This window comes from Undibacterium sp. SXout7W (genome assembly GCF_049339385.1).
GTDB lineage: Bacteria > Pseudomonadota > Gammaproteobacteria > Burkholderiales > Burkholderiaceae_D > Undibacterium.
Genome location: NZ_JBMPPF010000016.1, coordinates 62,392 through 85,208, shown reverse-complemented (window position 1 = coordinate 85,208; position 22,817 = coordinate 62,392). Strand labels below are relative to the sequence as shown.

The 22,817-nt window shown below is 52.3% G+C and carries 28 protein-coding genes; 15 read left to right on the top strand and 13 right to left on the bottom strand.

Annotated elements, in window-relative coordinates:
• Positions 1–205 precede the first annotated feature (205 nt).
• From ACO0LB_RS15050 to ACO0LB_RS15015, 8 genes are all read right to left on the bottom strand, one after another.
• Positions 206–715 carry a hypothetical protein gene (locus tag ACO0LB_RS15050; RefSeq protein WP_423050465.1) on the bottom strand — a complete coding sequence of 170 codons (510 nt, stop codon included), beginning with the start codon at positions 713–715 and terminating at the stop codon, positions 206–208.
• Between the two features lie 59 nt (positions 716–774).
• Complete coding sequence (locus tag ACO0LB_RS15045; protein ID WP_423050463.1) at positions 775–1,176, bottom strand: hypothetical protein; 402 nt, start codon at positions 1,174–1,176, stop codon at positions 775–777.
• An 82-nt stretch (positions 1,177–1,258) separates the two neighbouring features.
• Positions 1,259–1,642, bottom strand: a complete 384-nt coding sequence (locus ACO0LB_RS15040) for a nuclear transport factor 2 family protein (protein ID WP_423050461.1) — start codon at positions 1,640–1,642, stop codon at positions 1,259–1,261.
• Between the two features lie 532 nt (positions 1,643–2,174).
• Positions 2,175–2,423 (bottom strand): hypothetical protein, encoded by a 249-nt coding sequence (locus tag ACO0LB_RS15035; RefSeq protein WP_423050459.1) that lies wholly within the window; start codon positions 2,421–2,423, stop codon positions 2,175–2,177.
• Complete coding sequence (locus tag ACO0LB_RS15030) at positions 2,398–2,901, bottom strand: cupin domain-containing protein (protein ID WP_423050457.1); 504 nt, start codon at positions 2,899–2,901, stop codon at positions 2,398–2,400. The genes ACO0LB_RS15035 and ACO0LB_RS15030 overlap by 26 nt, the downstream gene beginning before the upstream one ends.
• Positions 2,902–3,226: 325 nt before the next feature.
• Positions 3,227–3,706 carry a hypothetical protein gene (locus tag ACO0LB_RS15025; protein WP_423050455.1) on the bottom strand — a complete coding sequence of 160 codons (480 nt, stop codon included), beginning with the start codon at positions 3,704–3,706 and terminating at the stop codon, positions 3,227–3,229.
• 533 nt (positions 3,707–4,239) lie between these two features.
• Positions 4,240–4,977 (bottom strand): alpha/beta fold hydrolase, encoded by a 738-nt coding sequence (locus ACO0LB_RS15020; RefSeq protein ID WP_423050453.1) that lies wholly within the window; start codon positions 4,975–4,977, stop codon positions 4,240–4,242.
• Positions 4,974–5,984, bottom strand: a complete 1,011-nt coding sequence (locus ACO0LB_RS15015; protein ID WP_423050451.1) for a M14 family zinc carboxypeptidase — start codon at positions 5,982–5,984, stop codon at positions 4,974–4,976. Before ACO0LB_RS15015 ends, ACO0LB_RS15020 begins: the two co-directional genes overlap by 4 nt.
• Before the next feature lie 97 nt (positions 5,985–6,081).
• On the opposite strand from ACO0LB_RS15015, the gene ACO0LB_RS15010 reads away from it, so the two are divergent.
• The 3 genes from ACO0LB_RS15010 (at position 6,082) to ACO0LB_RS15000 (ending at position 7,384) form a co-directional block, all read left to right on the top strand.
• Positions 6,082–6,258, top strand: a complete 177-nt coding sequence (locus ACO0LB_RS15010) for a hypothetical protein (protein ID WP_423050449.1) — start codon at positions 6,082–6,084, stop codon at positions 6,256–6,258.
• The gene (locus tag ACO0LB_RS15005) at positions 6,239–7,030 is read left to right on the top strand and encodes a TIGR00266 family protein (RefSeq protein WP_423050545.1); all 792 of its coding nucleotides are present in this window, start codon (positions 6,239–6,241) and stop codon (positions 7,028–7,030) included. Before ACO0LB_RS15010 ends, ACO0LB_RS15005 begins: the two co-directional genes overlap by 20 nt.
• A 147-nt stretch (positions 7,031–7,177) precedes the next feature.
• Complete coding sequence (locus tag ACO0LB_RS15000; protein WP_423050448.1) at positions 7,178–7,384, top strand: hypothetical protein; 207 nt, start codon at positions 7,178–7,180, stop codon at positions 7,382–7,384.
• Between the two features lie 118 nt (positions 7,385–7,502).
• Here ACO0LB_RS15000 and gshA read toward each other — a convergent pair whose 3' ends face one another.
• Positions 7,503–9,095, bottom strand: a complete 1,593-nt coding sequence (gene gshA / locus ACO0LB_RS14995; RefSeq protein WP_423050447.1) for a glutamate--cysteine ligase — start codon at positions 9,093–9,095, stop codon at positions 7,503–7,505.
• A gap of 406 nt (positions 9,096–9,501) precedes the next feature.
• On the opposite strand from gshA, the gene ACO0LB_RS14990 reads away from it, so the two are divergent.
• Both ACO0LB_RS14990 and ACO0LB_RS14985 read left to right on the top strand, forming a co-directional pair.
• The gene (locus tag ACO0LB_RS14990) at positions 9,502–9,894 is read left to right on the top strand and encodes a VOC family protein (RefSeq protein WP_423050543.1); all 393 of its coding nucleotides are present in this window, start codon (positions 9,502–9,504) and stop codon (positions 9,892–9,894) included.
• Between the two features lie 343 nt (positions 9,895–10,237).
• Positions 10,238–10,741, top strand: a complete 504-nt coding sequence (locus tag ACO0LB_RS14985) for a hypothetical protein (protein WP_423050445.1) — start codon at positions 10,238–10,240, stop codon at positions 10,739–10,741.
• Between the two features lie 380 nt (positions 10,742–11,121).
• Here ACO0LB_RS14985 and ACO0LB_RS14980 read toward each other — a convergent pair whose 3' ends face one another.
• Positions 11,122–11,433 carry a hypothetical protein gene (locus ACO0LB_RS14980; RefSeq protein ID WP_423050443.1) on the bottom strand — a complete coding sequence of 104 codons (312 nt, stop codon included), beginning with the start codon at positions 11,431–11,433 and terminating at the stop codon, positions 11,122–11,124.
• Positions 11,434–11,494: 61 nt separating this feature from the next.
• Between ACO0LB_RS14980 and ACO0LB_RS14975 the strand changes: the two genes are divergently transcribed.
• The 6 genes from ACO0LB_RS14975 (at position 11,495) to ACO0LB_RS14950 (ending at position 16,852) form a co-directional block, all read left to right on the top strand.
• The gene (locus ACO0LB_RS14975) at positions 11,495–12,577 is read left to right on the top strand and encodes a substrate-binding domain-containing protein (protein ID WP_423050441.1); all 1,083 of its coding nucleotides are present in this window, start codon (positions 11,495–11,497) and stop codon (positions 12,575–12,577) included.
• Between the two features lie 380 nt (positions 12,578–12,957).
• Positions 12,958–14,289 carry a TIGR03862 family flavoprotein gene (locus ACO0LB_RS14970; RefSeq protein ID WP_423050439.1) on the top strand — a complete coding sequence of 444 codons (1,332 nt, stop codon included), beginning with the start codon at positions 12,958–12,960 and terminating at the stop codon, positions 14,287–14,289.
• 227 nt (positions 14,290–14,516) lie between these two features.
• On the top strand, positions 14,517–14,843 hold the full coding sequence (locus ACO0LB_RS14965; protein WP_423050437.1) for a hypothetical protein: 327 nt from the start codon (positions 14,517–14,519) through the stop codon (positions 14,841–14,843).
• Positions 14,844–15,024: 181 nt separating this feature from the next.
• A complete protein-coding gene (locus ACO0LB_RS14960) occupies positions 15,025–15,516 on the top strand; it encodes a YbaK/EbsC family protein (RefSeq protein WP_423050435.1) in 492 nt (163 codons plus the stop codon).
• A 40-nt stretch (positions 15,517–15,556) separates the two neighbouring features.
• Positions 15,557–15,772, top strand: a complete 216-nt coding sequence (locus tag ACO0LB_RS14955; RefSeq protein ID WP_423050433.1) for a DUF1289 domain-containing protein — start codon at positions 15,557–15,559, stop codon at positions 15,770–15,772.
• Between the two features lie 174 nt (positions 15,773–15,946).
• Positions 15,947–16,852, top strand: coding sequence for an MBL fold metallo-hydrolase (locus ACO0LB_RS14950; protein WP_423050431.1), 906 nt, complete (start codon positions 15,947–15,949; stop codon positions 16,850–16,852).
• A 64-nt stretch (positions 16,853–16,916) separates the two neighbouring features.
• Here ACO0LB_RS14950 and ACO0LB_RS14945 read toward each other — a convergent pair whose 3' ends face one another.
• On the bottom strand, positions 16,917–17,768 hold the full coding sequence (locus ACO0LB_RS14945; protein ID WP_423050429.1) for an enoyl-CoA hydratase-related protein: 852 nt from the start codon (positions 17,766–17,768) through the stop codon (positions 16,917–16,919).
• An 11-nt stretch (positions 17,769–17,779) separates the two neighbouring features.
• On the bottom strand, positions 17,780–18,436 hold the full coding sequence (locus tag ACO0LB_RS14940) for a TetR/AcrR family transcriptional regulator (RefSeq protein WP_423050427.1): 657 nt from the start codon (positions 18,434–18,436) through the stop codon (positions 17,780–17,782).
• A 124-nt stretch (positions 18,437–18,560) separates the two neighbouring features.
• Between ACO0LB_RS14940 and ACO0LB_RS14935 the strand changes: the two genes are divergently transcribed.
• From ACO0LB_RS14935 to ACO0LB_RS14925, 3 genes are all read left to right on the top strand, one after another.
• Positions 18,561–19,535, top strand: coding sequence for an NAD(P)H-dependent flavin oxidoreductase (locus ACO0LB_RS14935; RefSeq protein WP_423050425.1), 975 nt, complete (start codon positions 18,561–18,563; stop codon positions 19,533–19,535).
• A 173-nt stretch (positions 19,536–19,708) separates the two neighbouring features.
• Positions 19,709–20,023 carry a DUF1330 domain-containing protein gene (locus tag ACO0LB_RS14930; RefSeq protein ID WP_423050423.1) on the top strand — a complete coding sequence of 105 codons (315 nt, stop codon included), beginning with the start codon at positions 19,709–19,711 and terminating at the stop codon, positions 20,021–20,023.
• A gap of 223 nt (positions 20,024–20,246) precedes the next feature.
• The gene (locus ACO0LB_RS14925; RefSeq protein ID WP_423050421.1) at positions 20,247–21,329 is read left to right on the top strand and encodes a carbonic anhydrase; all 1,083 of its coding nucleotides are present in this window, start codon (positions 20,247–20,249) and stop codon (positions 21,327–21,329) included.
• Positions 21,330–21,577: 248 nt separating this feature from the next.
• Here the strand turns inward: ACO0LB_RS14925 and ACO0LB_RS14920 are convergent, their stop codons facing one another.
• A complete protein-coding gene (locus ACO0LB_RS14920) occupies positions 21,578–22,036 on the bottom strand; it encodes a cache domain-containing protein (protein WP_423050419.1) in 459 nt (152 codons plus the stop codon).
• Positions 22,037–22,584: 548 nt separating this feature from the next.
• On the opposite strand from ACO0LB_RS14920, the gene ACO0LB_RS14915 reads away from it, so the two are divergent.
• Complete coding sequence (locus tag ACO0LB_RS14915) at positions 22,585–22,764, top strand: hypothetical protein (protein WP_423050417.1); 180 nt, start codon at positions 22,585–22,587, stop codon at positions 22,762–22,764.
• Positions 22,765–22,817: the final 53 nt, after the last annotated feature.

Sequence of the window (22,817 nt, the reverse complement as noted above, 5' to 3'; positions counted from 1 at the left end):
CATCACTCTTTAAATCATGCCATTTTTGGCAAAAAAAAAGGGGGTATGTGCCAAAAACGTCTTCATCTCTCAATAAAAAAAGGGGTTTTAAATATACTCCACCCAGTATATATTTGGCCTCAGCAGGCAAAAAACGGTATGGATGGGCGATGCTGGTCTCAGTATTCCAGTGATGTCAGCAATTTAGAAGAGGTGCGGGCCTAGGCTAGACTTTTGTCTCCGGGCCATCTGCGCGAATCGATGCCATTAACGTCTGTGGTTCCTCAATGGACACTTTGCCAGGGAGTGCGCGGACTAAGAAATCAGACACTTTGCCGTGCAGAGTTTCGTTCCAATCTGGCTTCACTTCTTGGCATGTTCCACCGACGTTGATAAGGCGATAGATGCGTCCCGATCTGGGGCCGTAAACGATCACATGGCGCAACTGTTCAAGCGGGATGGCGACGCCGCTGCGACTGTCGTTTGGTCTGTCAATGTACAGCGTTTGGTTTGACACTGAGACGGCAGGTTTTCCATTCGCGCCGTAGCGTTTGTAGTCCCGATACCGTCGCCATGCAAAGGACAGTATCAAGGGAAAAAAAATAATCAAAGCGAATTGGGGGCGATAAACTGCCATCGTCAGCAACGTAGCGAGCGCGATGCCAAACCCGAAAAGCTCAAGCTGAACGTTGATGGGTTGGGTGTGAAGGCTGGTGGGCGTTTCGATCATTTTCATCTTAATCGGTGCCTGTTCCACGACGCCTGAAGTTTGACATGAGAAGATCAAACAGCGTGCTATTCATTGCGACGATCTGTGTGATTCTGCGTGAGCGACTTGAGTGTTTGTGCCGCAGTGAGTTGAATCGGCAGCGCAGCGAACACGAGCATGGGTGAGAGCCATGCGTCCCAGAATAGCGCGCTTGCAATCGCCAGCCCTTGAATCATTCCAACGAAGACCAATGCCGTCACGCACTGAATCAGCCTAGCTCCCTTACGAATAAGCACCAGACCCGCAGACAGAACGACAATCAGGCTCCAACTGATGAAAGGATTGTTGACCAAGCGATACGGCGTCGTTTTGGGTCGCCACTCTATCGTGATGCCTGCAACCGGCAACAGAAGAAGCACAGTCAGCAGCAGCGTCGCAGCCAACAAGGCGGCAGAACCGAGGTGATTGATGTGTTTCATTGTGGGCATGGTCAACATTGTTTGTGGCTTTTAACGTTTGAGATGAGAGGCGTGACCCGGCTTGCCGGGGCACGTCCTCTCGATTGAAGGGTTAGGCGGCGCTCTGCGTAGGAGCATGGATTGTCTTTTGCCCCAGCGAGAACGATGCCTTCTGAATGCGACCTTCTACTACTTCGTAGATGCAGAGCATTTCGAGTGTGCCAAGGCCTTCTGGGAAATCTCGTGTGATTAGCTCTGCATCGGTGACGACGTTACCCACGACGATACGGGACACGAGCTTGGCATAAAGGCTTGTCTCCTTAAACCTTGCGAGAAAGCGCGAGCGGAGTTGTTCGTGACCTTTCGCCAGCAACTCGCCGTGCAAGGTGTACTGCTCGGCATCTGGCGCGTAGGTTTCAAGCAGTGCTTCGATGTCCTTGGCGTTGTAGGCATCAAGTTGTGCTTGTACGACTGAGAGGGATGTTCTTGACGGCATGGACTTTCTCAATGCGCTCGCGGCTGAAGATTGCGACGCCTAACGTGATTTAATTTTCATTTTGCAACATTAATCGTCAATGATCAAACTGTCAATATGTTGCAATCCCCTTGAAACCCGCATGGTGCTTGATTGTTTTTAGTTATACCTGATCAATAGCAGGTATAACTGAATCGACAAAAAGTGCAGATCGGATCAACTCAAAACGCATTATGTCAGCACCGGGCAAGCAGCAAAGAGGGCAGCCAAAGCTACCCAAAGCTACCCTTTTTCGTCAAACCAGAAAATCAGAATCTGACATTGCCCGGCGTAGGCGGAAACAGAATTACATCACTCTTTAAATCATGCCATTTTTGGCAAAAAAAGGGGGGTATGCGCCAAAAACGCCTTCATCTCTCAATAAAAAAAGGGGTTTTAAATATACTCCACCCAGTATATTTTTAGCCTCAGCAGGCAAAAAACGGTATGGATGGGTGATGCTGGTCTCAGTGTTCCAGTGATGTCAGCAATTCAGAAGAGGTGCAGGCCTGGGCTAGACTTCTGTCCCCGGACCATCTGCGCGAATCGATGCCATTAACGTCTGCGGCTCCTCAATGTACACCTTGCCAGAGAGTGTGCGGACTAAGAAATCAGACACTTTGCCGTGCAGAGTTTCGTTCCAATCTGGCTTCACTTCTTCGCATGTTCCATCGACGTTAACAAGTCGATAGATGCGTCCGGCTCTGGGGCCGTAAACGATTACATGGCGTAACTGTTCAAGCGGAATCCTTTGGCGGTTCATTATTTTCACGGTCGTAGTACTCGACTGTGGCATCGGCGTGGAACATCTTCCATAGGCCCGGTTTTCCTCGTTGTCCCGAACCGATCATGATCTTGTTCGAGTCGGGGTACTCGCAGGTTTCAATGTCCACCACGTTTGACAGCGCGAGGTAGCGCATCGTCGTAGTCCCCGTGTTGATGATCTGGTGCGCGACTTCCTGCCCACCTGTCGGGCAGGCGATGACATCGTGCTTTCGGATCGGGTAGCGCTCGTTTCCAAACCGAAGCTCACCTTCACCCTCCAGTATGAGGAACATTTCTTCTTCACCGTGATGGTTGTGGAACGGACATTGAGCCTTGCCGGGCGGTAGTAATGTCAGGTTGTAGCCCAGCTTTCGCGCGCCGATCGCATCGCTGAACTGGGCTCGCTTTGACGTGTAGTAACCGTTCTCTTCGATGTCGGTGAATTCGAGTTCATTCAGGTTGGCAATAGGTTTCACGAGGTGTTCTCCTTTGAAGGTAACAGGCAGGTATCGGGATATCAGAAGGATTTGTGCTGTCTGACGTGATGTAATGTGACGTCATTTTCGTGAGAGTTATCTTAACTCAGCCTTCAACAATCAACCTGATTCTTACTCTGGAATTGGCACGTATCGGTACGCATTGGCACGCACCATACTCACTGAAGTGATTCGTTGAAGTGATGTTGTTGACACGACGTGGGCAACTTGTCCGGCGCATCTTGCTGGTGGCCGGACGATGTTTTCTGAGATGTCATTAAACCGGTGCATCAACGAGGTGTTTCATTGACGCTTGGTTGTGGTGTTATTTCTCTGCCGGAACACGGGTAAAGATGGAGGTGACAATGACGTCAGCAGGGCGCTTCACACCGGACTTGGACGGTGGTTGAAATTTGGCAGCTTCGGCAGCGGTTTGAATCGTGATGAGGTTGAGTCGTTCATGATCGACCCGCACTTGTTTTCGTGAAACGCTTCCCACTTGTATGGCCAGCCCGGATTCCAGCGTGGTTGTTTCGAGTTCTCCGGATTCAAGCCAGCGGTAAGTGCCTGCCGAGGTGTTGTTGGGGGAAGTTAATTGCCAGGTCGATTTGTCGGTGAATTGCAATAGTGAGCTACCGTCAAACTGCTGCGGTGCCAGCGTGGTTCCATCCAGAATCCGAATGAGGGTCGTATGTCGCCATTGGCCAACGAGCAATGATTGTGGCGAGGGATTGTCCTGCGCAACGGCGAACGGGGCACTCGCCAGCAAGGCCATGCAGATGAGAAAGTGTCGTTTCGATGTCATGTGAGTGCCTGATCTGAATGCGGTTAATGGAAATAACGTGGAAGTAAAGCGGAAGTAAAGCTTAACGTTGAATGTTAAAAAAGACAATTTTTTGTTATCTTCATCTCCGCACTATCTACCTGATTCACACTATCTACCGGAGGTATCGTTGTTGACCACGACGCTGCATCGGCATGCGATCAGGCGAGTGGACAAAGTCGGGCCTCGCAGACTTTTTCAACACCGCCACAATCCAACTTGCCCGGCATGCCAGCGAGTATGGAGGCGGAATGGACATCACCGCTTCACGTATTCACGCATACGCCATCTTCACAGCACGCGTCTTGCCTGCTGCGTTTTTGATGGCGGTCACATCGGTTGATGAGGGTGATAATTGGGATAAAAATAGGGGGTATATGCCAAAAATGACCTGTCGTCTATAAGAAATAAGGCATGTTTTAATATACTGCACCCAGTATATTTCTGGTAAAAAAGAGAGAAATGGATGTCTGGCAGACGCGCGTTTGCTGTGATCGTTGCGTGGCGGAAGGGGCTTATTCCAGCGTTTGCTGTATCACCCACGCTGCATCATCAAGCGGCAGATCGTGGCCGGCGTCGGGATGAACGCGTAATTCGGTCTGCCAGCGGCGGGCGAGGGTGGTGGAACATTGCGGGTTGACCAGTGCATCTTTGGCACCGGCCAGCATCAGCAGCGGTACTTGCGGTGCCTGTGCCGGAGCGCGGTAGCGCATCGCGGCGAACAGCTGGCGCAGGATGTTGCGGCGGCGGATGGGGTATTGCTGCGCGTAATGAACCCAGTCGTCGAGCAGGCGTTCTGCGTGTGCGGTGTCGCTCTGGTGGCTGGTCAGGCGCAGGATCAGTTGTTCGCGCTGGCGCTGTGAGCCGGATAGCATCGTCGCGATGATGGCGGGATAGTTGGCGGGGCGCAGGCGCTGATAAAACGGGTTGTGCGGCGCGAGGCTGGTGTTGATCAGGATCATGCGTTGCAGTTCGTCTGGGTAGCGTTCTGCCCATGCCACCGCGACCATGGCGCCGAGCGAGATGGCGAGCAGGTTGATGTTGCCTTCGACTTGCAGTTGTCGCATTTGCTCGCGCGCCTGTTCAACCATCGCGCCTATGCTGGTGGCGCTGGCTTGCTGATATAAAGCGCCATTACCGGCAAAATCGAGGGTGATGACGCGTTCGTGCGGATGGGCTTGTATAAACTGCGATGTGAAGCTACCCCAATGCCGTTGCTCGCGCATCAGGCCGCGCAGCAGCACCCAGGTCATGGGCGATACCAGCGTTGCACGGCGCGTTCTTGCAGACGCAGGCGGGTCGGGCCTTGCGCCAGCCATTCCTGATGACCGCAGGTGGCACGCATCAGAAAATCCAGCCAGGAAGTATGCCGCCGCAAAACGCGGTGCAGACGATGTTCTGCCACTGGATTGAACATGCCGTGCCGCGAAAATAATTGACGCGGATTTTTTTTGACCCACAGCCAGGAACCCATTTCCAGCGTCAGCGGCAGAAAAGTTTTGCCGGGTTGCTCTTGTGATTGCAGGTACAGATAATCCCAGATGTCGCCATGTGTGCGGTATTGCAGGCTTTGCGGTTCAAACAAATAGCGATGATTCGGATGAGTTTGCTGGAACAATTCTTCGAGCGACAAAATATCAGCCAGATGCGGAATCGGATGCACGCTGTGGGCATGCGGAAACCAGACGCGGTCGCGCAGGCCAAAGCCGGAATGGCAGTCGATCGCGATACTGAATTGCCGTGATAATAATTCGTGCTGCACCGTGCGCACCAGCGCGATATTTTCGGCCTCCATGTCAGCGTCTGCTGGCCCTCTGTACCACGGCAGGTGTTTGCTGATGCGGTGCCCGCCGAGCAGGAACGGTACTTTTTCTGTTGCTTCGATGGGCGCGTTGCGCATCAGATCAACGCCATGCGGATTGCTGCGGGTGGCTTGCCACATACCGCCGGGGTTGATCAGCGGCATAAAGACGAGGCGCACTTCCTGCAACAGATGATGCAGGCTTTTGTCCCATTTCAGACGGGTCAGCAGTCCGCGCAGAAACGATAACAGGACTTGCGAACCTATCCTTTCCAGCCCGTGGATACCGCCAAAAAAACCAATCGCCGGCAAGGATGGATCGGGATTGCCCAGAGCCAGTTTGTACACCGGAAAGCGCTTGTGCTGGACATCGATTTCGCACAGGACTTCGACCTCCAGATGATCGTGTCCGAGCTGGATGATGCGTTCAAGTTCGCGTAATTCAGGCAATGCAGGCATGTGGCGGTATGCTGAAAAATGAATCCAGCCATGCTAGGGGAGGCCAGCGCGGAAAGCAAGAAGATCATGGCATGGTGTGCAAGACACCGGTATTCTGATGAAAATTTTACCGGCTGATTTGCTCCCCGATCCCGGTTTGCTCTGGCTACAATGCCGCTCGTGGCACAGCAAGTGCATGCCGCTGGCAATGGCTTCGCGGGCTGCCGCGCAGCAGTATTCTGGATGGCTACATCATTTTTATCGGGAGCAGCATGATGGCAATGGACGTGATTGATTATCAGATTTTTGGCGACGACATGCAGTTTGTCGAAATTGAGCTTGATCCGCAGGAAGCGGCGGTGGGCGAAGCGGGTGCCATGTTCTATATGGAAGATGATGTCCAGATGGAGACTATTTTTGGTGATGGCTCTGCGGCGCAAAGCGGTATTTTTGGTAAATTGCTGGGCGCCGGCAAGCGTCTGGTCACGGGTGAATCCATGTTTACCACCGTGTTTATGAACGCTGGTGCGATGAAGAGAAAAGTCGCCTTCGGCGCTGCCTATCCTGGCAAAATTATTCCTATGCATCTGGGGCAGATGGGCGGCATGTTGTTATGCCAGAAGGATGCATTTTTGTGCGCGGCCAAAGGGGTGTCGCTCGGCATTGCGTTCCAGAAGCGCCTGGGTGCCGGGTTTTTTGGTGGCGAAGGTTTTGTGTTGCAAAAATTAGAGGGCGACGGTCTGGCCTTTATTCATGCCGGTGGTGCCATCATCGAAAAAACCTTACAGCCGGGACAGTCTCTGCGCGTGGATAGCGGCTGTGTGGTGGCATTTACGCAGGACGTTGATTTTGATATTCAGTTTGTCGGCGGTGTCAAGACAGCCTTGTTCGGTGGCGAGGGCATGTTCTTCGCGACTTTGCGCGGCCCTGGCAAAGTCTGGTTGCAATCATTACCGCTGTCACGTCTGGCAAACCGCATTGTCGGTGCCTCCAAAATCGGCGGCAGCAAAGGTGCTGAACAGGGTTCAGTGTTGGGCGGTCTGGGTAATTTGTTTGAGGACGAATAATCTGCGCTGGTGACAATCGTGACCGCATTGATCGTCGCGATAGCACGGCGACGGTGCTGATGGCGCAGTATTTTGTGGTTACATGCATTCTGGTCAGGTATGTTACGTGCTTCGCTTGAACATCAATGAACAACCAAAGGAGAAAACATGCGCATCATATTGTTGCTGGGAATGAGCCTGTTACTGAATGCCTGCGCGGTAGTGTATGACTCAGCGCAGGGAGCTGCAAAAAAAGAGTGCGACAAAATCATGGACTGGAATGACAGAACGATGTGCATGCAGCAAAACAAGAAATCGTATGATCAATACGAAAAAGATCGCCAGAATCTGATTCGTCACGGCACCGAAAAATAAACTGTTGATATTTATCCGGTGACGATAAGGTCAACAGATGGCAGCAAGAATGTTGGTTCTTGCTGCCATCTGGTTCTGGCGTCAACGACTGTCAGCGCATGGCGCGTGACGAACGTGCTCAGTTTTCGCAGCACAATTGGCTGGAGGTGCGGGAACGGTAATCAGTAATGAACTCATCAAAAGTACCGCTCTGCGTTGTTTCCATGTCGGTCTGTTCTGCAATCGACTGACGTGCCAGTGCATCAAAATACTGGCTTTCTTCTGCGCTTGGCGGACGTGCGCGGAATTCTTCTGCGAGTTTGCTGCTTTGCTTGAGGGCAAACTGAATGAACGAGCCCTGTTCAGCACGTATCGCTTCCAGCACTTTGGCGGAAGGCGTCAGCGAGGAGTCATGCAATTTTGCCGTTTGTATCTTGAGCGAATCCGCATGGGCTGTGCCGCCATGTTCTGCGTCCAGCAGGTCGGCAGTCGCTGCAATTTTTTGCAATAATTCCAGTCCCCAGTCTTGCAGCGAGATGGCTGTTCCGGCGCGATTCAGCATCAGGCCGGGGCGACGTCCTTCTTTGACGGTCAGGGCAAAATTCTGGGTGTTTTCGTGGCCTTCTGCGTCGTTGGTGAGCGGGCTCTCGTCAAGTGCGCAGAACAGCAGGAAAGCGTCCAGGAAACGGGAGGTTTCCAGATTAATGCCCAGCGGATCGAAGGGATTAACGTCCATGCAGCGTACTTCCACATATTGCACACCACGAGCACAAAGCGCTTCGATCGGGCGTTCGCCAGTACGTATCACGCGTTTGGGGCGTATCGTTGCGTAAAATTCGTTTTCGATTTGCAACACATTGGTGTTGATCTGTACCCATTCACCATCGACCTGCGTGCCCAGCTGCTCATACGGCGCATACGGTTTGCGTACCGCGATGGACAGGCTGCGCATGTATTCCATCAGATTGTTATACGGCGGCACCAGGCCATCCTGCGCGTTGTTTTGATATCCCAGATCACTCATACGCAGGCTGGTGGCGTAGGGCAGATACAGGGTATCGGCCGACAGGGTATCGAGCTGATGTGAGCGCCCGCGTAAAAATGCCGTTGCCAGCGCAGGCGAGGCACCGAACAGGTACATCAGCAGCCAGCTGTAACGGTGAAAATTGCGGATCATGGCGATGTAATTTTCTGATTGCACATGCATGGCGTCGCCACGTGTCTGTTCTGCCTGTTGCAACACTTTCCACAGCTGCTCCGACAGGGAGTAGTTGTAATGAATGCCAGCGATGCATTGCATGCTTTTTCCATAGCGCAATGCCAGGCCACGTCGGTAGACATGCTTGATCATGCCGATATGGGATGTGCCATACCAGGCGATAGGGATGTCTTTTTCTTCGGGCAAGATGCAGGGCATGGATTGGCTCCATAGCATTTCGTTACCGAGTTTGGTGTAGGCAAAACGATGGATGACGTCGAGTTGATCGAGTGCCGTCGCAATGTCGTGTTCTGCCGGCGTGATGAATTCGAGTAAGGATTCTGAATAATCCGTTGTAATCTGAGGATGGGTCAGCGTGGAGCCCAGCGCCGCCGGATGCGGCGTGACTGCCAGCGTTGCGTCTGCGTGTACGCGGAGTGTCTCACGCTCTATCCCGCGCAGGCCCTGGGACAGCAGCGGACGATGGGCGGGCTGGTTCAGTAATGCAAGGCGTTGGCTTAACAAGTTGCTCACAGGAATGATCCTCATAAATCGGGTGTCGCCGCGTGCTGAAAATGCGTCGATTTTCTGCTTACGGAAAAATGTTGAGCAAGGATAGCCGAAATTTACATATCAGATATTTTCTGGTGCATTTGCGCTGTTGATCTGAAATAAACAAACATCAACAAACCTCAAGCAGTTTTGTTTTTACCGATGTTATGCTGTTGGCGGCTATCAAATGCCTGTGCCGGATTATCTATTCGGGGAATGTCAGGCGAATGACCAAAGGCTGCTGTCCGATCTGTCTGATGCTCTCTGATGCAGTCTGAGATCATCAAAATAGCAGAAAGGCTCTTGGTGAGCTTGTGCAGCAGGGAGTCAGCACGCCGCTGTGGCGGTGTTACGTCAATTGTGTTGGATTGTTAATGTGAGGAGCATGATGAAATTCGGATACACCATACTGTATGTGCCTGATGTTGCTGCATCGTTGCAGTTTTATGAACAGGCATTCGGGCTGACGCGGCGTTTTTTGCATGAGTCCGGGACTTACGGCGAGCTGGATACAGGTGCTACGACACTGGCATTTGCGGCCCACCTGCTGGGCGAGATGCATTTTCCGCAAGGGTATGTCAAAGCACATGCTTCTGAGACACCGTTGGGCATGGAGATCGCGCTGGTGACCGAAGATGTGCCCGCGGCACATGCCAGAGCCTTGCAGGCAGGTGCTGACGAGCTGGTCGCGCCGGACATCAAGCCCTGGGGACAGACGGTTTCTTATGTACGATGTCCTGATGGCAGTCTGGTGGAGTTGTGTACGCCGGTAGGCGCCTGAACGATCGACTGAATACCTTGTACTTCGGTGGATAAATACCTTGCAAGTCGCCTTGATCCGTACAAAAATGAACATCTGGCGACATCAGGTTTGGCATGTTCGTTGTCGCCATGGCATTGCATCACATTGATTGCATGTCCTGCCTGATGTTGCTGTCCTGTTGCTGTTCTGTTGGAGTAATGATCCACGTACGTTCAACGCCGGTGCAGGACACTTGGGTATTTTGTTATGCAGCCATGTGTATTCTGTTTTTCCATACTCCTTCAGCGCTTGTTGTGATGGTTGCAGCGAGTGTCTTCCGGGGCTTGCCAGCAGGCGAATCAGCAAAATCGGAGATCTTGTCATGATGACTGTACCTGTTGTGATTGACTTTGAAGCATCCGGTTTTGGTAAGGGAAGTTATCCCATCGAAGTGGGGTTTTCTTGCCGGCACGGGGATGGCTGGTGCACCCTGATCCGTCCGGAAGACGACTGGCAGCACTGGGATTGCGATGCTGCGCAGATTCACAATATCCGCCGTGAAACCCTGATCGAACGCGGTAAGACGCCGCAAATGGTGGCAGAAAGTCTCAATACCTACCTTGGCGGGCAGACGGTATATACCGATGGCTGGACTCAGGATTATGTCTGGATGGCGCGTTTGTATGATGCTGCCGGACTGACGCCGCGCTTCCGGCTGGCTGATTTCAGGGAAATCATTTCACCACCGCAGGAAAAAATCTGGCACGCCACCAGAATACAAGTGCAGGAGGAACTCAATATCACGCGCCATCGTGCCAGCAATGATGCCCGGATATTGCAGATGACCTGGCTGCGCAGCTATGACGCCACGCGTCTGGTGCACTAGCGACACGTCTTGCCCCAAGGTCCAGCCTGTTGATTGTTGCAGCTGTTTTTCCTGTCTTTCTGATGCCCGAAGCTTGCACAGGATGGCGGGCATTGCCTTGCTAGTATCCCGCCCTTCCTCGTAACAACCTGACATCAGCCAGCGTTGTTCGCCATCGCACGCGCACCATCAGACTGGTAGCTCATAAGCAGTTATGCATAACTCATACATAACTCATGCATAACTTAAGTAGCTTAGCGTAACTGAACTGATGACGTTCGTTGATCCCTTTCTTGAGATGGTTGCCAGGTGTAAAAAGTCCTGTTGCTGCGAATAATGTGGCAAAAACGGTAAAAATAATTTGCACTATTTTGGCGCAATCATCTATACCAGTTTCACTTTTACCCCTGACACAGCAAAAAAACGGTGTGACCAGTTTGGTGAGACTTCAAGTTCAGACGAAAAGATGCAGAAAATATATCTACTTGTTGATATTTTCTGCAATAATCGTTTTGAAAATGTAAAAATAGTTTCAATAAAAAATATCGGCAGCGTTGTTTTGTAGGAAGAAATGCGTCAGATGAATTTATATTTTTTACCTGTTTGTTATTGGTGTCGTCGCTTGGAAAATCTTGTGCTTTGTTGTTTGCTTCAGTTCTGATGGCGTTATTTGATTCGTTACCACCATTTTGCTCAGCTTTACCATCATTCACCTCCTAACCTCACCCAACCAGAACCATGACTGCTTTTCACAGTAAGTGCCACAGTAAGTGTATGACCGTGTTGTTTGTTGTGTTTAGTTTTATCGGTAATGCCGTTGCGCAGGAAAATCCTATGCAATTCATGAGCCGCGCCAATGCCAAAGTAGCTCGTGCCGCTGCACTGAAAAACCGCTGGGACGGTCCGGTGGATAGTCCCCGGTTTCAAAAGAAAAAGAAAATCATCTTTATCGCTGCTGATATGAGTGATTCTGCTATCGCGACCTTGTTCAATGGTGTGCGGGAAGCCAGCAGTCAGGGGAGCTGGGAGACGCTGTCGATTGATTGTCGTGGCCGTTGTAATCAGGGCGCTGCCATTATCAATCAGGCGCTCGATATGAAAGCCGACGGCATTATTCTTGCCGGTGTGGATGCGACCAGCCAGTCCAAGGGGCTGGTTGCGGCGGCAAAAGCCAAAGTGCCGGTGGTGGGCTGGCATGCTGCGGTCAAGAGTGGCGCAACGGATGGCTTGTTTGCCAATGTCACTTCCAACCCCAAAGAAGTCGCGCAGATTGCTGCCCTGTACGGTGTCGTCGAGTCGAATAACAAGGCGGGGATCGTCGTGTTCACCGATGCCAGCAATCCTTATCTGCTGGCAAAATCTTCTGCCATCATCGATACCCTCAGACAATGCGAAGGATGCCGCGTATTGTCGGTGGAGGATGTGCCGCTGGCGGAAGCCTACATGCGCATGAAACCAGTCACGGAGGCTTTGATCAAGCGTCATGGCAGCAAATGGACGCATGCGATCAGCGTGCATGATGGGTATTTTGATTTACTCGACAGTGCCAGCATTGCGCCGGTGATTGCAGCAAATAAGCTGATCGGGATTTCTGCTGGTGATGGTTCTCCGGCTGCGTATAAACGTATCCGCAACAATGAACTGCAAACCGGTACCGTGCCAGAGCCGCTGATGTTGCACGCGTGGCAACTGGTGGATGAGATGAATCGTGCATTTTCTGGTGCGCAGCCCAGTGGCTATGTCACACCCGTGCATCTGGTCACTGCACAGAATATTGCCTACGACGGCGGAGCGAAAAATACGTTTGATCCCGGCAATGATTACCGGCTGCATTATCAGCAAAGCTGGGCGAAATAATTTCTGACGATGTGCCAGCTATCACGGTAATTAGTCGTTATTAGCACCATTGATCACCATTGATCACCATTGATCGTCAATTAGTCATCAATTAGTGGACGAAGGCGTTAATGCCAGAAGTAGATTTTTTTTAGATAAAACCAGTTCAGAGCAGTGCCTTCCGGCCAGCGTTGCAGACCACAGCGCTGGCCGTTTTTTTGAAAAGCGGATGGCTGAGCTGCTGAACAAGTTGGTACCCGCATACCAGACGATCCGACGGTAGTGCAAATCCTGCCGGAGCGCGTATCATAGCGCCGCTGCTGCCCGTTGCTTTTGACTGTTTGCTATTCCATCATGAGCCGGGCCACCATCCTGATTAATTTGCTGCTACGTCTGACGCCATGCCCACTGCAACTACCCATTTGCCATTACCGATCGCTGCTGATGCTGCTGATGTTGCTCATTCCCGCCGTGTGGCGGTGATCGGTGGCGGCCCTGCCGGGCTGATGGCGGCGGAGACGCTGGCGCAGCAAGGCTTGCGGGTCGATGTGTATGACGCCATGCCATCGGTGGGGCGCAAATTTTTGCTGGCAGGTAAGGGCGGTATGAATCTCACACATTCTGAGGAGTGGACGCGATTCATCAGCCGTTACCGCGAGCGTAGTCACACGTTAAGCCCCATCTTGCAAGCGTTTGATGCGCCACAATTACGCGCATGGGCGGCAGGTCTGGGCGTGGAGACGTTTGTCGGTAGCTCAGGTCGGGTGTTTCCGGTCGATATGAAAGCCGCACCTTTACTGCGTGCCTGGCTGCATCGCTTGCGGCAGCAGGGCGTGCAGTTTCATATGCGGCATCGTTGGCTGGACTGGGTGGATCAGCAGGGTCTGGTGAAGCAGGAGGATCAGTTTGCACTGCGGTTTGCCACGCCCGAAGGGGAAGTCCGGCACACGGCAGATGCGATATTACTGGCCTTGGGTGGTGCCAGCTGGGCGCGTCTGGGTTCGGATGGCGCCTGGGTTGCGCCCTTGCAGGCAAAAGGCGTGGAGATTACGCCTTTACAGCCGGCGAATTGCGGCTTTGATGTTCCCTGGTCAGCCTATTTTTCTGGCAAATTTGCCGGTCAGCCTTTATTGACTGTCGCTGCCAGAGTGCAAAGGGATCCGGCTGACATGCCTCATCCCGAAATGCATCAGGCCGAAATGCGCCAGGGACAATTTGTGGTGACTGCTGGCGGTGTCGAAGGCAGCCTGATTTACGCCTTGTCTGCGCCGTTGCGCGAGCAACTGCTCAGCAAGGGGACTGCCACGCTGGAACTGGATCTGGTGCCCGGTAAATCTGCCGACAGAGTCATGGCCGATGTGATGCATCCCAGAGGCTCGCGCTCGTTGTCCAGCCATTTGCAAGGACGGTTGGGACTGGACGCGCTGAAGATCGCCTTGCTGCACGAATGTCTGCCTAAAGAACTGATCCAGCAGCCATCGGCATTGGCTGCCGCTATCAAGGCATTACCGCTGACGCTGGTGGCTGCGCGACCGATTGATGAGGCCATTAGCAGCGCTGGCGGAATCCGGTTTGAAGGACTGACACCGCAATTGATGCTCGCTACGATGCCAGGCGTATTCTGTGCCGGCGAAATGCTGGACTGGGAAGCCCCGACCGGCGGCTATCTGCTGACAGCCTGTTTTGCTACCGGCAAGTGGGCAGCGCGTGGCGTGATGGACTGGCTGGCGTAGTCATCATCATCGCCGTTCTCAGCATCCTCACCTGCTTACAGTACCAATTCCTGACGCGCTGCCGGGGTATTGTTGCCGTGTCGCCGCGATATCAGACAGATGGTTATAATGGCTGTCTTTGCGGCAATCTGTTGCCAGAAGGCCAAAAACCCAGAATGACTGATGCAATGGTGTCAGAGGGATGTTCTGTTTTCCGATATTTCATTGTTGAATTTACCTGATTTTTTATGCGTGAATCCCGTTCTTTTCCACGTTTGAATGCTAACTGGCGTGGCGCCATCATGATTGCACCCGGTAATATTGTTCCGCTGAAGGTAGTGAATTACTCGCCATCTGGTTTGCAACTGCAGTGCAACGTGGTACTCAAGGAGCAGCAGCGTTATCAGATGATGATGGAGGTGCCGGGTAAACATGATGCGTCCGAACGGACGCAGGTTGTTTGCAAGGCGACCTGTGTTTACACGATTCTGAGCGGCGGAGAATATCGTGCGGGCATGCAGCAACTGGAGATTCCAGCGGAACACCAAGCCTTGCTGGATTCCTGGCAGCAATGATGCAGGTGTCGGGCTGCTGATGTCGTTGATGGATATCGTTCGGGATGCAGACTGGTGAATTGACTGGTTATTTTTTGTCATGCTTTGCGATGGTGTGTCGTCGCGTGTGCTCGTGTCTTTGAGTGTCTTTGAGTCTCTTTGTTTGTTTTGATTGATTTGTCAGATGGTGTCGATAGGTGTCATGAATACAGAACAGGATTTACCAGAAACCGCGCGGCGGGTAGCCGATTTATTGCTGTCGATCGGACACGATCAACCGGTTGTGATGTTGCCCGCTACCGGAAAAACCTCCGCTGAGGCCGCCGCTGGCTTGGGATGCAGTGTGGCAGAGATTGCCAAATCGATTGTCTTCCGGCGTTTGCAGGATGATGCAGCGGTGATGGTGGTTGCCAGTGGCGTGAATCGCGTGGATGAAAGCAAAGTCGCCGCGCTGGTCGGGCCGCTGGGTAAAGCCGATGCCAAATTTGTGAAAGCCCGGATTGGCTACGCGATCGGTGGCGTTTGCCCTGTCGGCCATGTCGAAAAAACGGTCATGCTGATCGACGAGGATTTGCTGCAATACGCTCACGTCTGGGCCGCAGCAGGCCATCCGCATGCAGTGTTCCGGCTGACACCAGATCAGCTGCAACAGATGACCGGCGCACCTGTCGCCGATATTGCCCTGCGCGCCTGAGTCAGCTCAGTGCCTGAATACCTGCATACCTGAACAGCCGATGACTATCCTGTACGAATTTAATCCCGACGATTACGTCGAACAACAAGGCGAGACAGTGCCTTCGCCCTGCATCAACATTTGCCGCATGGACGAGCAAAAGCGCTTTTGCCTCGGCTGTTTTCGCAGTATTGACGAGATCATTTGCTGGAGTAAGGCGGATAATGCCACCAAGCTGACTATCTGGCGTGAAGTGCAACAACGCATGCTGGACTGATTTTTCCTGAAAATATACCCGGGGGAGTATATTGCAGGCCGCCTTATTTTATAACGGCGACAGGCTGATTTTTCCCTATACTGCCCATAAAATTGAAAAAATGGCGAGCTGTTGCAGGCGCTGACAGCGCGACCATGATAATCGCCGCACACACCGGCGGAGCGAGGAGACAACATGGATTTACCCGCAGGGATGCATGTGCTGGAACGTGGCTGGCTGTCGTCGAACAATATTCTGTTTGTTGATGCGCAGCAGACCGCGCTTGTCGATAGCGGCTATCTGAGCCACGCACCACAAACTCTGGCACTGGTTCAGCACACCTTGCAAGGACGTGCGCTGGATTTGCTGATCAACACGCATCTGCATTCAGACCATTGTGGCGGCAATGCCTTGCTGCAACGCACTTATGCCTGCCGTACCCTGATTCCGCATGCCGATACGCATGCCGTAGCGGCCTGGGATCATGCGCGTTTGCCGTATGAATCCACAGGGCAGGCATGCGAACAATTTACCTTTGATGGCAGCATCAATGACGGTGATGAACTCGTGCTCGCTGGCTTGCGCTGGCAGGTACTGGCCGCGCCCGGCCATGATCCGCACTCGATGGTGTTGTATTGTCCGCAGGAAGGCATATTGATCTCAGCAGATGCATTATGGGAACACGGCTTTGGGGTGATTTTTCCAGAGCTGGAAGGCGAGTCCGGGTTTGCCGAGCAGGCAGCGATTTTGCAGCGCATTCAGGAGCTGGATGTGCGTCTGGTGATTCCCGGTCATGGTGCGCCGTTTAGCGATGTCAGCGGCGCTCTGGATCGCGCCCGCAGCCGCCTTGATTATCTGTCTGCCGATACCCGGCGCAATGCCCGTAATGCCTTAAAAGTCATGCTGGCGTTTTTGCTGCTCGACAAGCAGGAGTTATATCTGCCTGCGATCGCGCAGGAGCTGACACGTAACCGTATCATGCGTGCCTCCGCCGCGCAGCTGGAGATGCCGGCAGAGGCATTGATCCCGCAACTGGCGCAGGAGCTGGTACGCGCCGGCGTTGCCCGCCTTGAAGGTGAGAGGCTGATCAATACCGGTTGATGAATATCGCTGGTGGAACGTGGCATGCCGGACAGCATGCTTGCTTACTCTCCGGCGCTTGCGTTTATTTCAGCGTATAACTGGCGTCGGCAAACGCGCTCAGTGGAGCCAGATCGGCATATTGCGTGGGGCGATTCTGTTGCTTGGCCATAAACGCTTCCATCAGATTACTGCTTTGCCAGATGCCGGATTGCAACCAGCCCATCTGTTGTAAGGCGTCATGCGTGGAATGATCGCGCGCATAGTGTATCGCCTGCTTGCTGCCCCAGATGGCGACCGGGGGTTTTTCTGCGATTTCTTTTGCCATTTGCAGCGCAGCCGCCAGCATTTCGTCCTGCGTCGCAAACACTTCATTGACCAGACCCACCGCCAGCGCCCGTTGTGCAGGCAGGCGACGGCCGGTGTATGCCATTTCGTGCACGATGCCTTCTGGAATCAGTTTTGGCAAACGTTGCAAGGTACCCAGATCGGCGGTCATGCCGATGTTGATTTCCTGTATGCAGAAAAATGCATCTGCGCTCGCCAGACGGATATCACTGGCGCAGATCAGATCAACGCCACCGCCAATGCAGCCGCCCTGAATAGCCGTAATCACCGGCAGCCGCAATTGTTCGAGCAGGTTAAAGGACTGGTGCATATCCTGTAACACCAGCGCCATATTGGCGCGACCTGTTGCCGTCGCATCATCCAGCAGATTGCCGCCGGCAAAGACATCCAGCGCCATGCCCGCCGTAAAATGTTTGCCTGTGGACGAGATCACCAATGCCCTTGCCGGAGCTTCGCGCTGCAAGGTTTGCAGTATCTGTACCAGTTCCCGAAAAAACACCGGTTGCATCGTATTCAGGCTATCCGGGCGGTTAAAGCGCAGATGGGCAATGTGCTGTTCTATGTGCAAATCAAAGCATTGGTAAGTCATGTCGTGTCCCTTTATTCTGGTGTTTGTAATGAGAGTAAAACGGCGCGGACGGCAGCGCGATACAGTTCATCCGGATGTTCTTTTTTGAAATAAAAGCCTTTGAGTTCCAGACTGATGACGCCGTGCATGGCTGACCATAACAGCCTGGCAGCCGCGCTGGCGCTGGAGGGGGGCAGTAAGCCCTGCTGCATGCAATGCTCAAATTCGGCCATCAGCGGAGTGAATGATTCCCAGGCCGCGACTCTGGATTCCAGTGGTGGCACAAAGCCAGCAATGGCGTCGCCGAACATCACCATGTAATAACTGGGATAGCGTCGCGCATAGGCATGATAGTTGTTGGCATACAGCCAGATACGGTCAATTCCGCGTACCCGTTGCTCTTCCGGCAGGCTGGCCTCGTACTGGATAAACTCTTCCTTGAAGCGGGTAAAGCCTTCCAGATACAAGGCATTCGCCAGTCCATCCTTGCCGCCAAAAATAGAATACAGCAGCGTTGTTGAACAATTGACTGCATCAGCGACCTTGCGCACGGTCAGCGCAGCAGGGCCTTCGTCGAGTAATAGCCGGCTGGCGGCGTCCAGCATGCCCTGACGCAGGGAATCACGCAACGCTTCCTGCCCTTGCCGGAAATCGATGATATTGGCGGCGGTTTTTGGTTTGATGCTCATGTGAATGTACTGATTTGTCGCATCGCTGCGAAGCAGATGTGTTGGTAATGAAAAACAACGTTTTTTCTGATAACATCATATCAGTCACATTCAAAAAACACCAAATAAACCTGAGAGAGACATTATGGCCAATACGTCACATCTGCCAGTCGCATTGCAGCACCTCGCCTTACCTGTTATTGCTTCCCCGATGTTTATCGCCAGCGGCCCGCAGTTGGTGGCAGCGCAATGCAAAGCGGGTATCGTCGGCTCGTTTCCCGCGCTCAATGCGCGTCCGGCGGAATTGCTCGATACCTGGCTGACGGATTTGCAGGCAGAACTGGCTGAGTACAAAGCCGCCAATCCGGAGGCGATTATCGGGCCGATCGCCGTCAACCAGATCGTGCACCAGTCCAATGACCGTCTGGCGCATGACGTAGAAGTCTGTGTCAAGCATCGAATTCCTATCATCATCTCGTCATTGCGTGCGCCACCGAAAGAAATGCTGGATGCCATTCACAGCTATGGCGGCATTGTTCTGCATGATGTGATTTCTATCCGTCATGCACAAAAAGCGCTGGAAGCCGGTGTGGACGGCCTGATTCTGGTCGCTGCCGGCGCTGGTGGCCATGCTGGCGGGTTATCGCCATTCGCGCTGGTTGGTGAGGTGCGCAAATTCTTTAAGGGCCCGATTGCCCTGTCAGGTTCGATTGCGACAGGTGATGCGATTCTGGCTGCGCAGGCAATGGGGGCGGATTTTGCCTACATAGGCTCACGCTGGCTGGCATCGAAGGAATCGAATGTAGAAGATGGCTATCGCCAGACGATTATTGAATCGACCGCTGCCGATATCGTCTACACCAATTTGTTTACGGGCGTTCATGGCAATTACCTCAAAAAATCCATCGTCGCTGCCGGACTTGATCCTGACAATCTGCCTGTTGCCGATAAATCACAGATGAACTTCGGCTCCGGCAGCTCCAGCAAAGCCAAAGCCTGGCGTGATATCTGGGGCGCAGGTCAGGGCGTTGGACTGATGGAAGATGCACCAGCAGTGGCAGAGATCGTTGCCCGCCTGACCGCTGAATATGAGGCGGCCAAAGCACGTGTACTGGGCTGATCCGCACGGGGTCATCATTTTCTGGTGTCGGCGGGCAGTCAGCCTCAGTCATTCACCTGAATAAGCAAACTCAGTAAGCGGTCTACCTCTACAATAAGGGTATCTGATTGATGAATCGGGTACCCTTATTTTTTTATCGCTATCCAGCGCAATTCAGCAGACAAGAGAACATCATGCCAAAAGCCTACGTTGTTGCAGAAATTCAAATCACAAATGCGGAAGGATACGCAGATTACCGCCCCTTATCGACAGCGAGTGTCGAGCAGTATGGTGGCCAGTTCCTGGCACGTGGTGGGTTGCGTTTGCAGAAGGAAGGGGGGGACGCATCGCATCATGATGCCTGGCGCACAGTGATCGTCGAATTTCCAACGCTGGCACAGGCACAACACTGGTATGACTCGGTGGAATACAGCAAAGCTAAAGCGATACGTCAGCAACATTCCATCGGTCGCTTGTTTATTCTGGAGGGCGTTCCGCCGTTGGTGTAAGAACGTGTTCACGATCTTACTGCAAGGGCGTGATTGGGCACTCAACAGTGCTCAACATCCTCATGTACTGAAGTACACTCCGGTGTTTCCGCGCTGTTGAGCACCCACTGACTCCCTCTCGCTACAGATCGTGAACACGTTCTAAGCGAAAATTGCCACAGAGATTCAAGTTTAAAGGCAGAACGCCGTAACCGGACTATCCACCTCCTTCTCATATCCGATTATGCGCCGCTATCCTGCCTTATTATTGTCTCTGCTGTTGGCCATGTCTGCCCAGGCAAATGATGGACCGTCCTCGAAGCCGATTAAGCCTGCCAAAGAGAGCTCCGCATCCGTATCGTCTTCCAAGGAAGAGCGAAAATCAGGTAAGGAATCCAAGGACGCTGCGAAAGAATCCGCCAAAGAGGCGCTGGCTGCCGATGAACTGGCGGCTCGTATTGCTGATCGTCTGGCAGTTATTCGCAAGGAAAAAGAAGATGCCGCAGCCAAGAGTGCGCCACGTCCCGTGGTGCGCAGTCAGCTGTATGTGCCACCTGCCAAAAAAGTGGAGACCTCCAAAGCCAAGGCAGAAGCAGCAGAACACGGCGCCGCTTCAGCGGCCAGCCTGACTGCTGCAATGGGCGGACACGGCGCTGTACACTGGAGTTACCAGGGGGAAGGCGGACCTTTGAACTGGGGTAAGCTTAATACAGCGAATGCCAAATGCGATATGGGCGAACGCCAGTCACCGATTGATATCCGTGATGGCATCCGCGTCGATCTTGATCCGATTACGTTTGATTACAGTCCCTCTCGTTTTACGGTGGTCGATAACGGTCATACGATACAGGTCAATATCGGTTCGGGTAACTACATCAATGTGTTGGGACACAACTACGAGCTGGTGCAATTTCATTTCCATAAACCCTCGGAAGAGCGTGTGAATGGTAAGAGTTTTGAAATGGTGGCGCATCTGGTGCACAAAGATGCTGATGGCAAATTGGCGGTGGTCGCCGTATTGATTGAGCGTGGCAAAGCACATAGTCTGGTGCAGCATGTCTGGAACAACCTGCCATTAGAAAAAAACGAACCCGTGCAGCCGCTGACAACCATGGATATGAACCAGATTCTGCCCGTCAAACGTGACTACTACACTTACATGGGTTCGCTGACTACACCGCCATGTACCGAGGGCGTTTTGTGGTTGGTCATGAAAGAGCCAATAGAAATTTCACCTGATCAGTTAGCCATTTTCAGCCGCTTGTATCCAATGAATGCACGTCCGATACAAAAAAATTCCGGTCGCCTGATCAAGGAATCAAACTAAGTGCATCTGAAGTGAGTAGCGTGCGCTGATGTTGTTGAGTGATGTTGTATCGTCGACAGTAAAGCGCTGACGGTAAAAAGATGAAAGTGGTTGTCAGGTATTGCTGATCTGCCTGTCATTCCGAGAAAGGCTGGCAGATACGCACTACACACATGCAGGAAAGCAGCTTACACGGAAGCAGTTTATGTCTCACCATAAAAAAAACCTGCCGGTATGACACCAGCAGGTTTTTTTATTGAGCAGTTAATTTATTTGTAGATACCGCAAGCAATGATCAGCTCGCCGGATTTTTCAAAATACGTCGATTTGTGTTCGATCGCTTTTGTAGTTGGATTTGGCCATTTGTAGTCTACCCAGCCCTTACCTTTGCTATTGGCGACATTAATGATGTCTTCAATGAATGCTTTGTTATCGACATCGCGCAAGGTGCGCAGATCTTTACCAACCAAACGCTGATTTGCACCATGAGCAATCGCTTTGCCATTAGCTTCAGCGACCCAGATATACAAGTCACGATCGATAAACGCTCCTTTGGGATTATTGAATTCAGCGATAGCTTTTTCCTGGCCATTTGCTTTGATATAGGCGGCAGCTTTTTTAACCATCGCTTCAGCTTCCTGCGCTGTGCCACGCTCAGCAGCGATGGCGGATTGGCCTAGAAAAAAAGAGAACAGTGCAAGGGAAAATAATTTAAATAGTTGACGCATGTGATTTGTCTCCAAAGTGATGTGATTTATATCGTTATCAGAACCTACGCAAAATGTCTCAGCAAGGCGAAACAAGCTTCCTGTTCTTTGGGAAACATCACTTGTCAGCGATGTTCGGTTCGCCAGCAGGCAACATGTTGCCTGAAACCCTGACATCATGGCGACAAAGACAGTAGACTGTACGACAAGAAGCCATAACGCTGCTGGGGCGATTTTGCGTTAGTTCTTATTATATTTTTGAGTTATGTCTGGTATCTGATCCGTGTCAAATACGGATTCGCTACAAGACAAAACTCACCAAGGCACAATATCCTAAGTAGGAACGACATTACTCTATGTCAATTTAAATGGCAACAGCAGGAGTAAGGGTTTCTGCAACGAGTAACAAGTGTTTGCATTTATATTTGCAAAACATCTAAAAAATAATGGATCAAAGAATGTAACAAGCATGTCACTAATGCTTACAAGATTGTGGTCAACTATTTTCCATGTCAGGGGTTAACACATCAACGACATCATTCACGATGTCTTGTTGACTGGAGTTGATCATGCGTATTTTTCGAGGTGTATTAATGGCATTGTCCGCTGTCGCCATTCTCGGCAGCACTGGCTGTGCCGTGTATGAACAGCCATATGGCCCAAGGGTTGTCGTACCCGCCGTACCCGTTATCGTTGCGCCGTCCTGGGGTTACTATGGCTATGGCCCACGTCACTGGCGTCGCTGGTAATCTGAGGTTTAAAACGACAAAAATTGATAGAAGTAACTTGAAATAAGTTGACG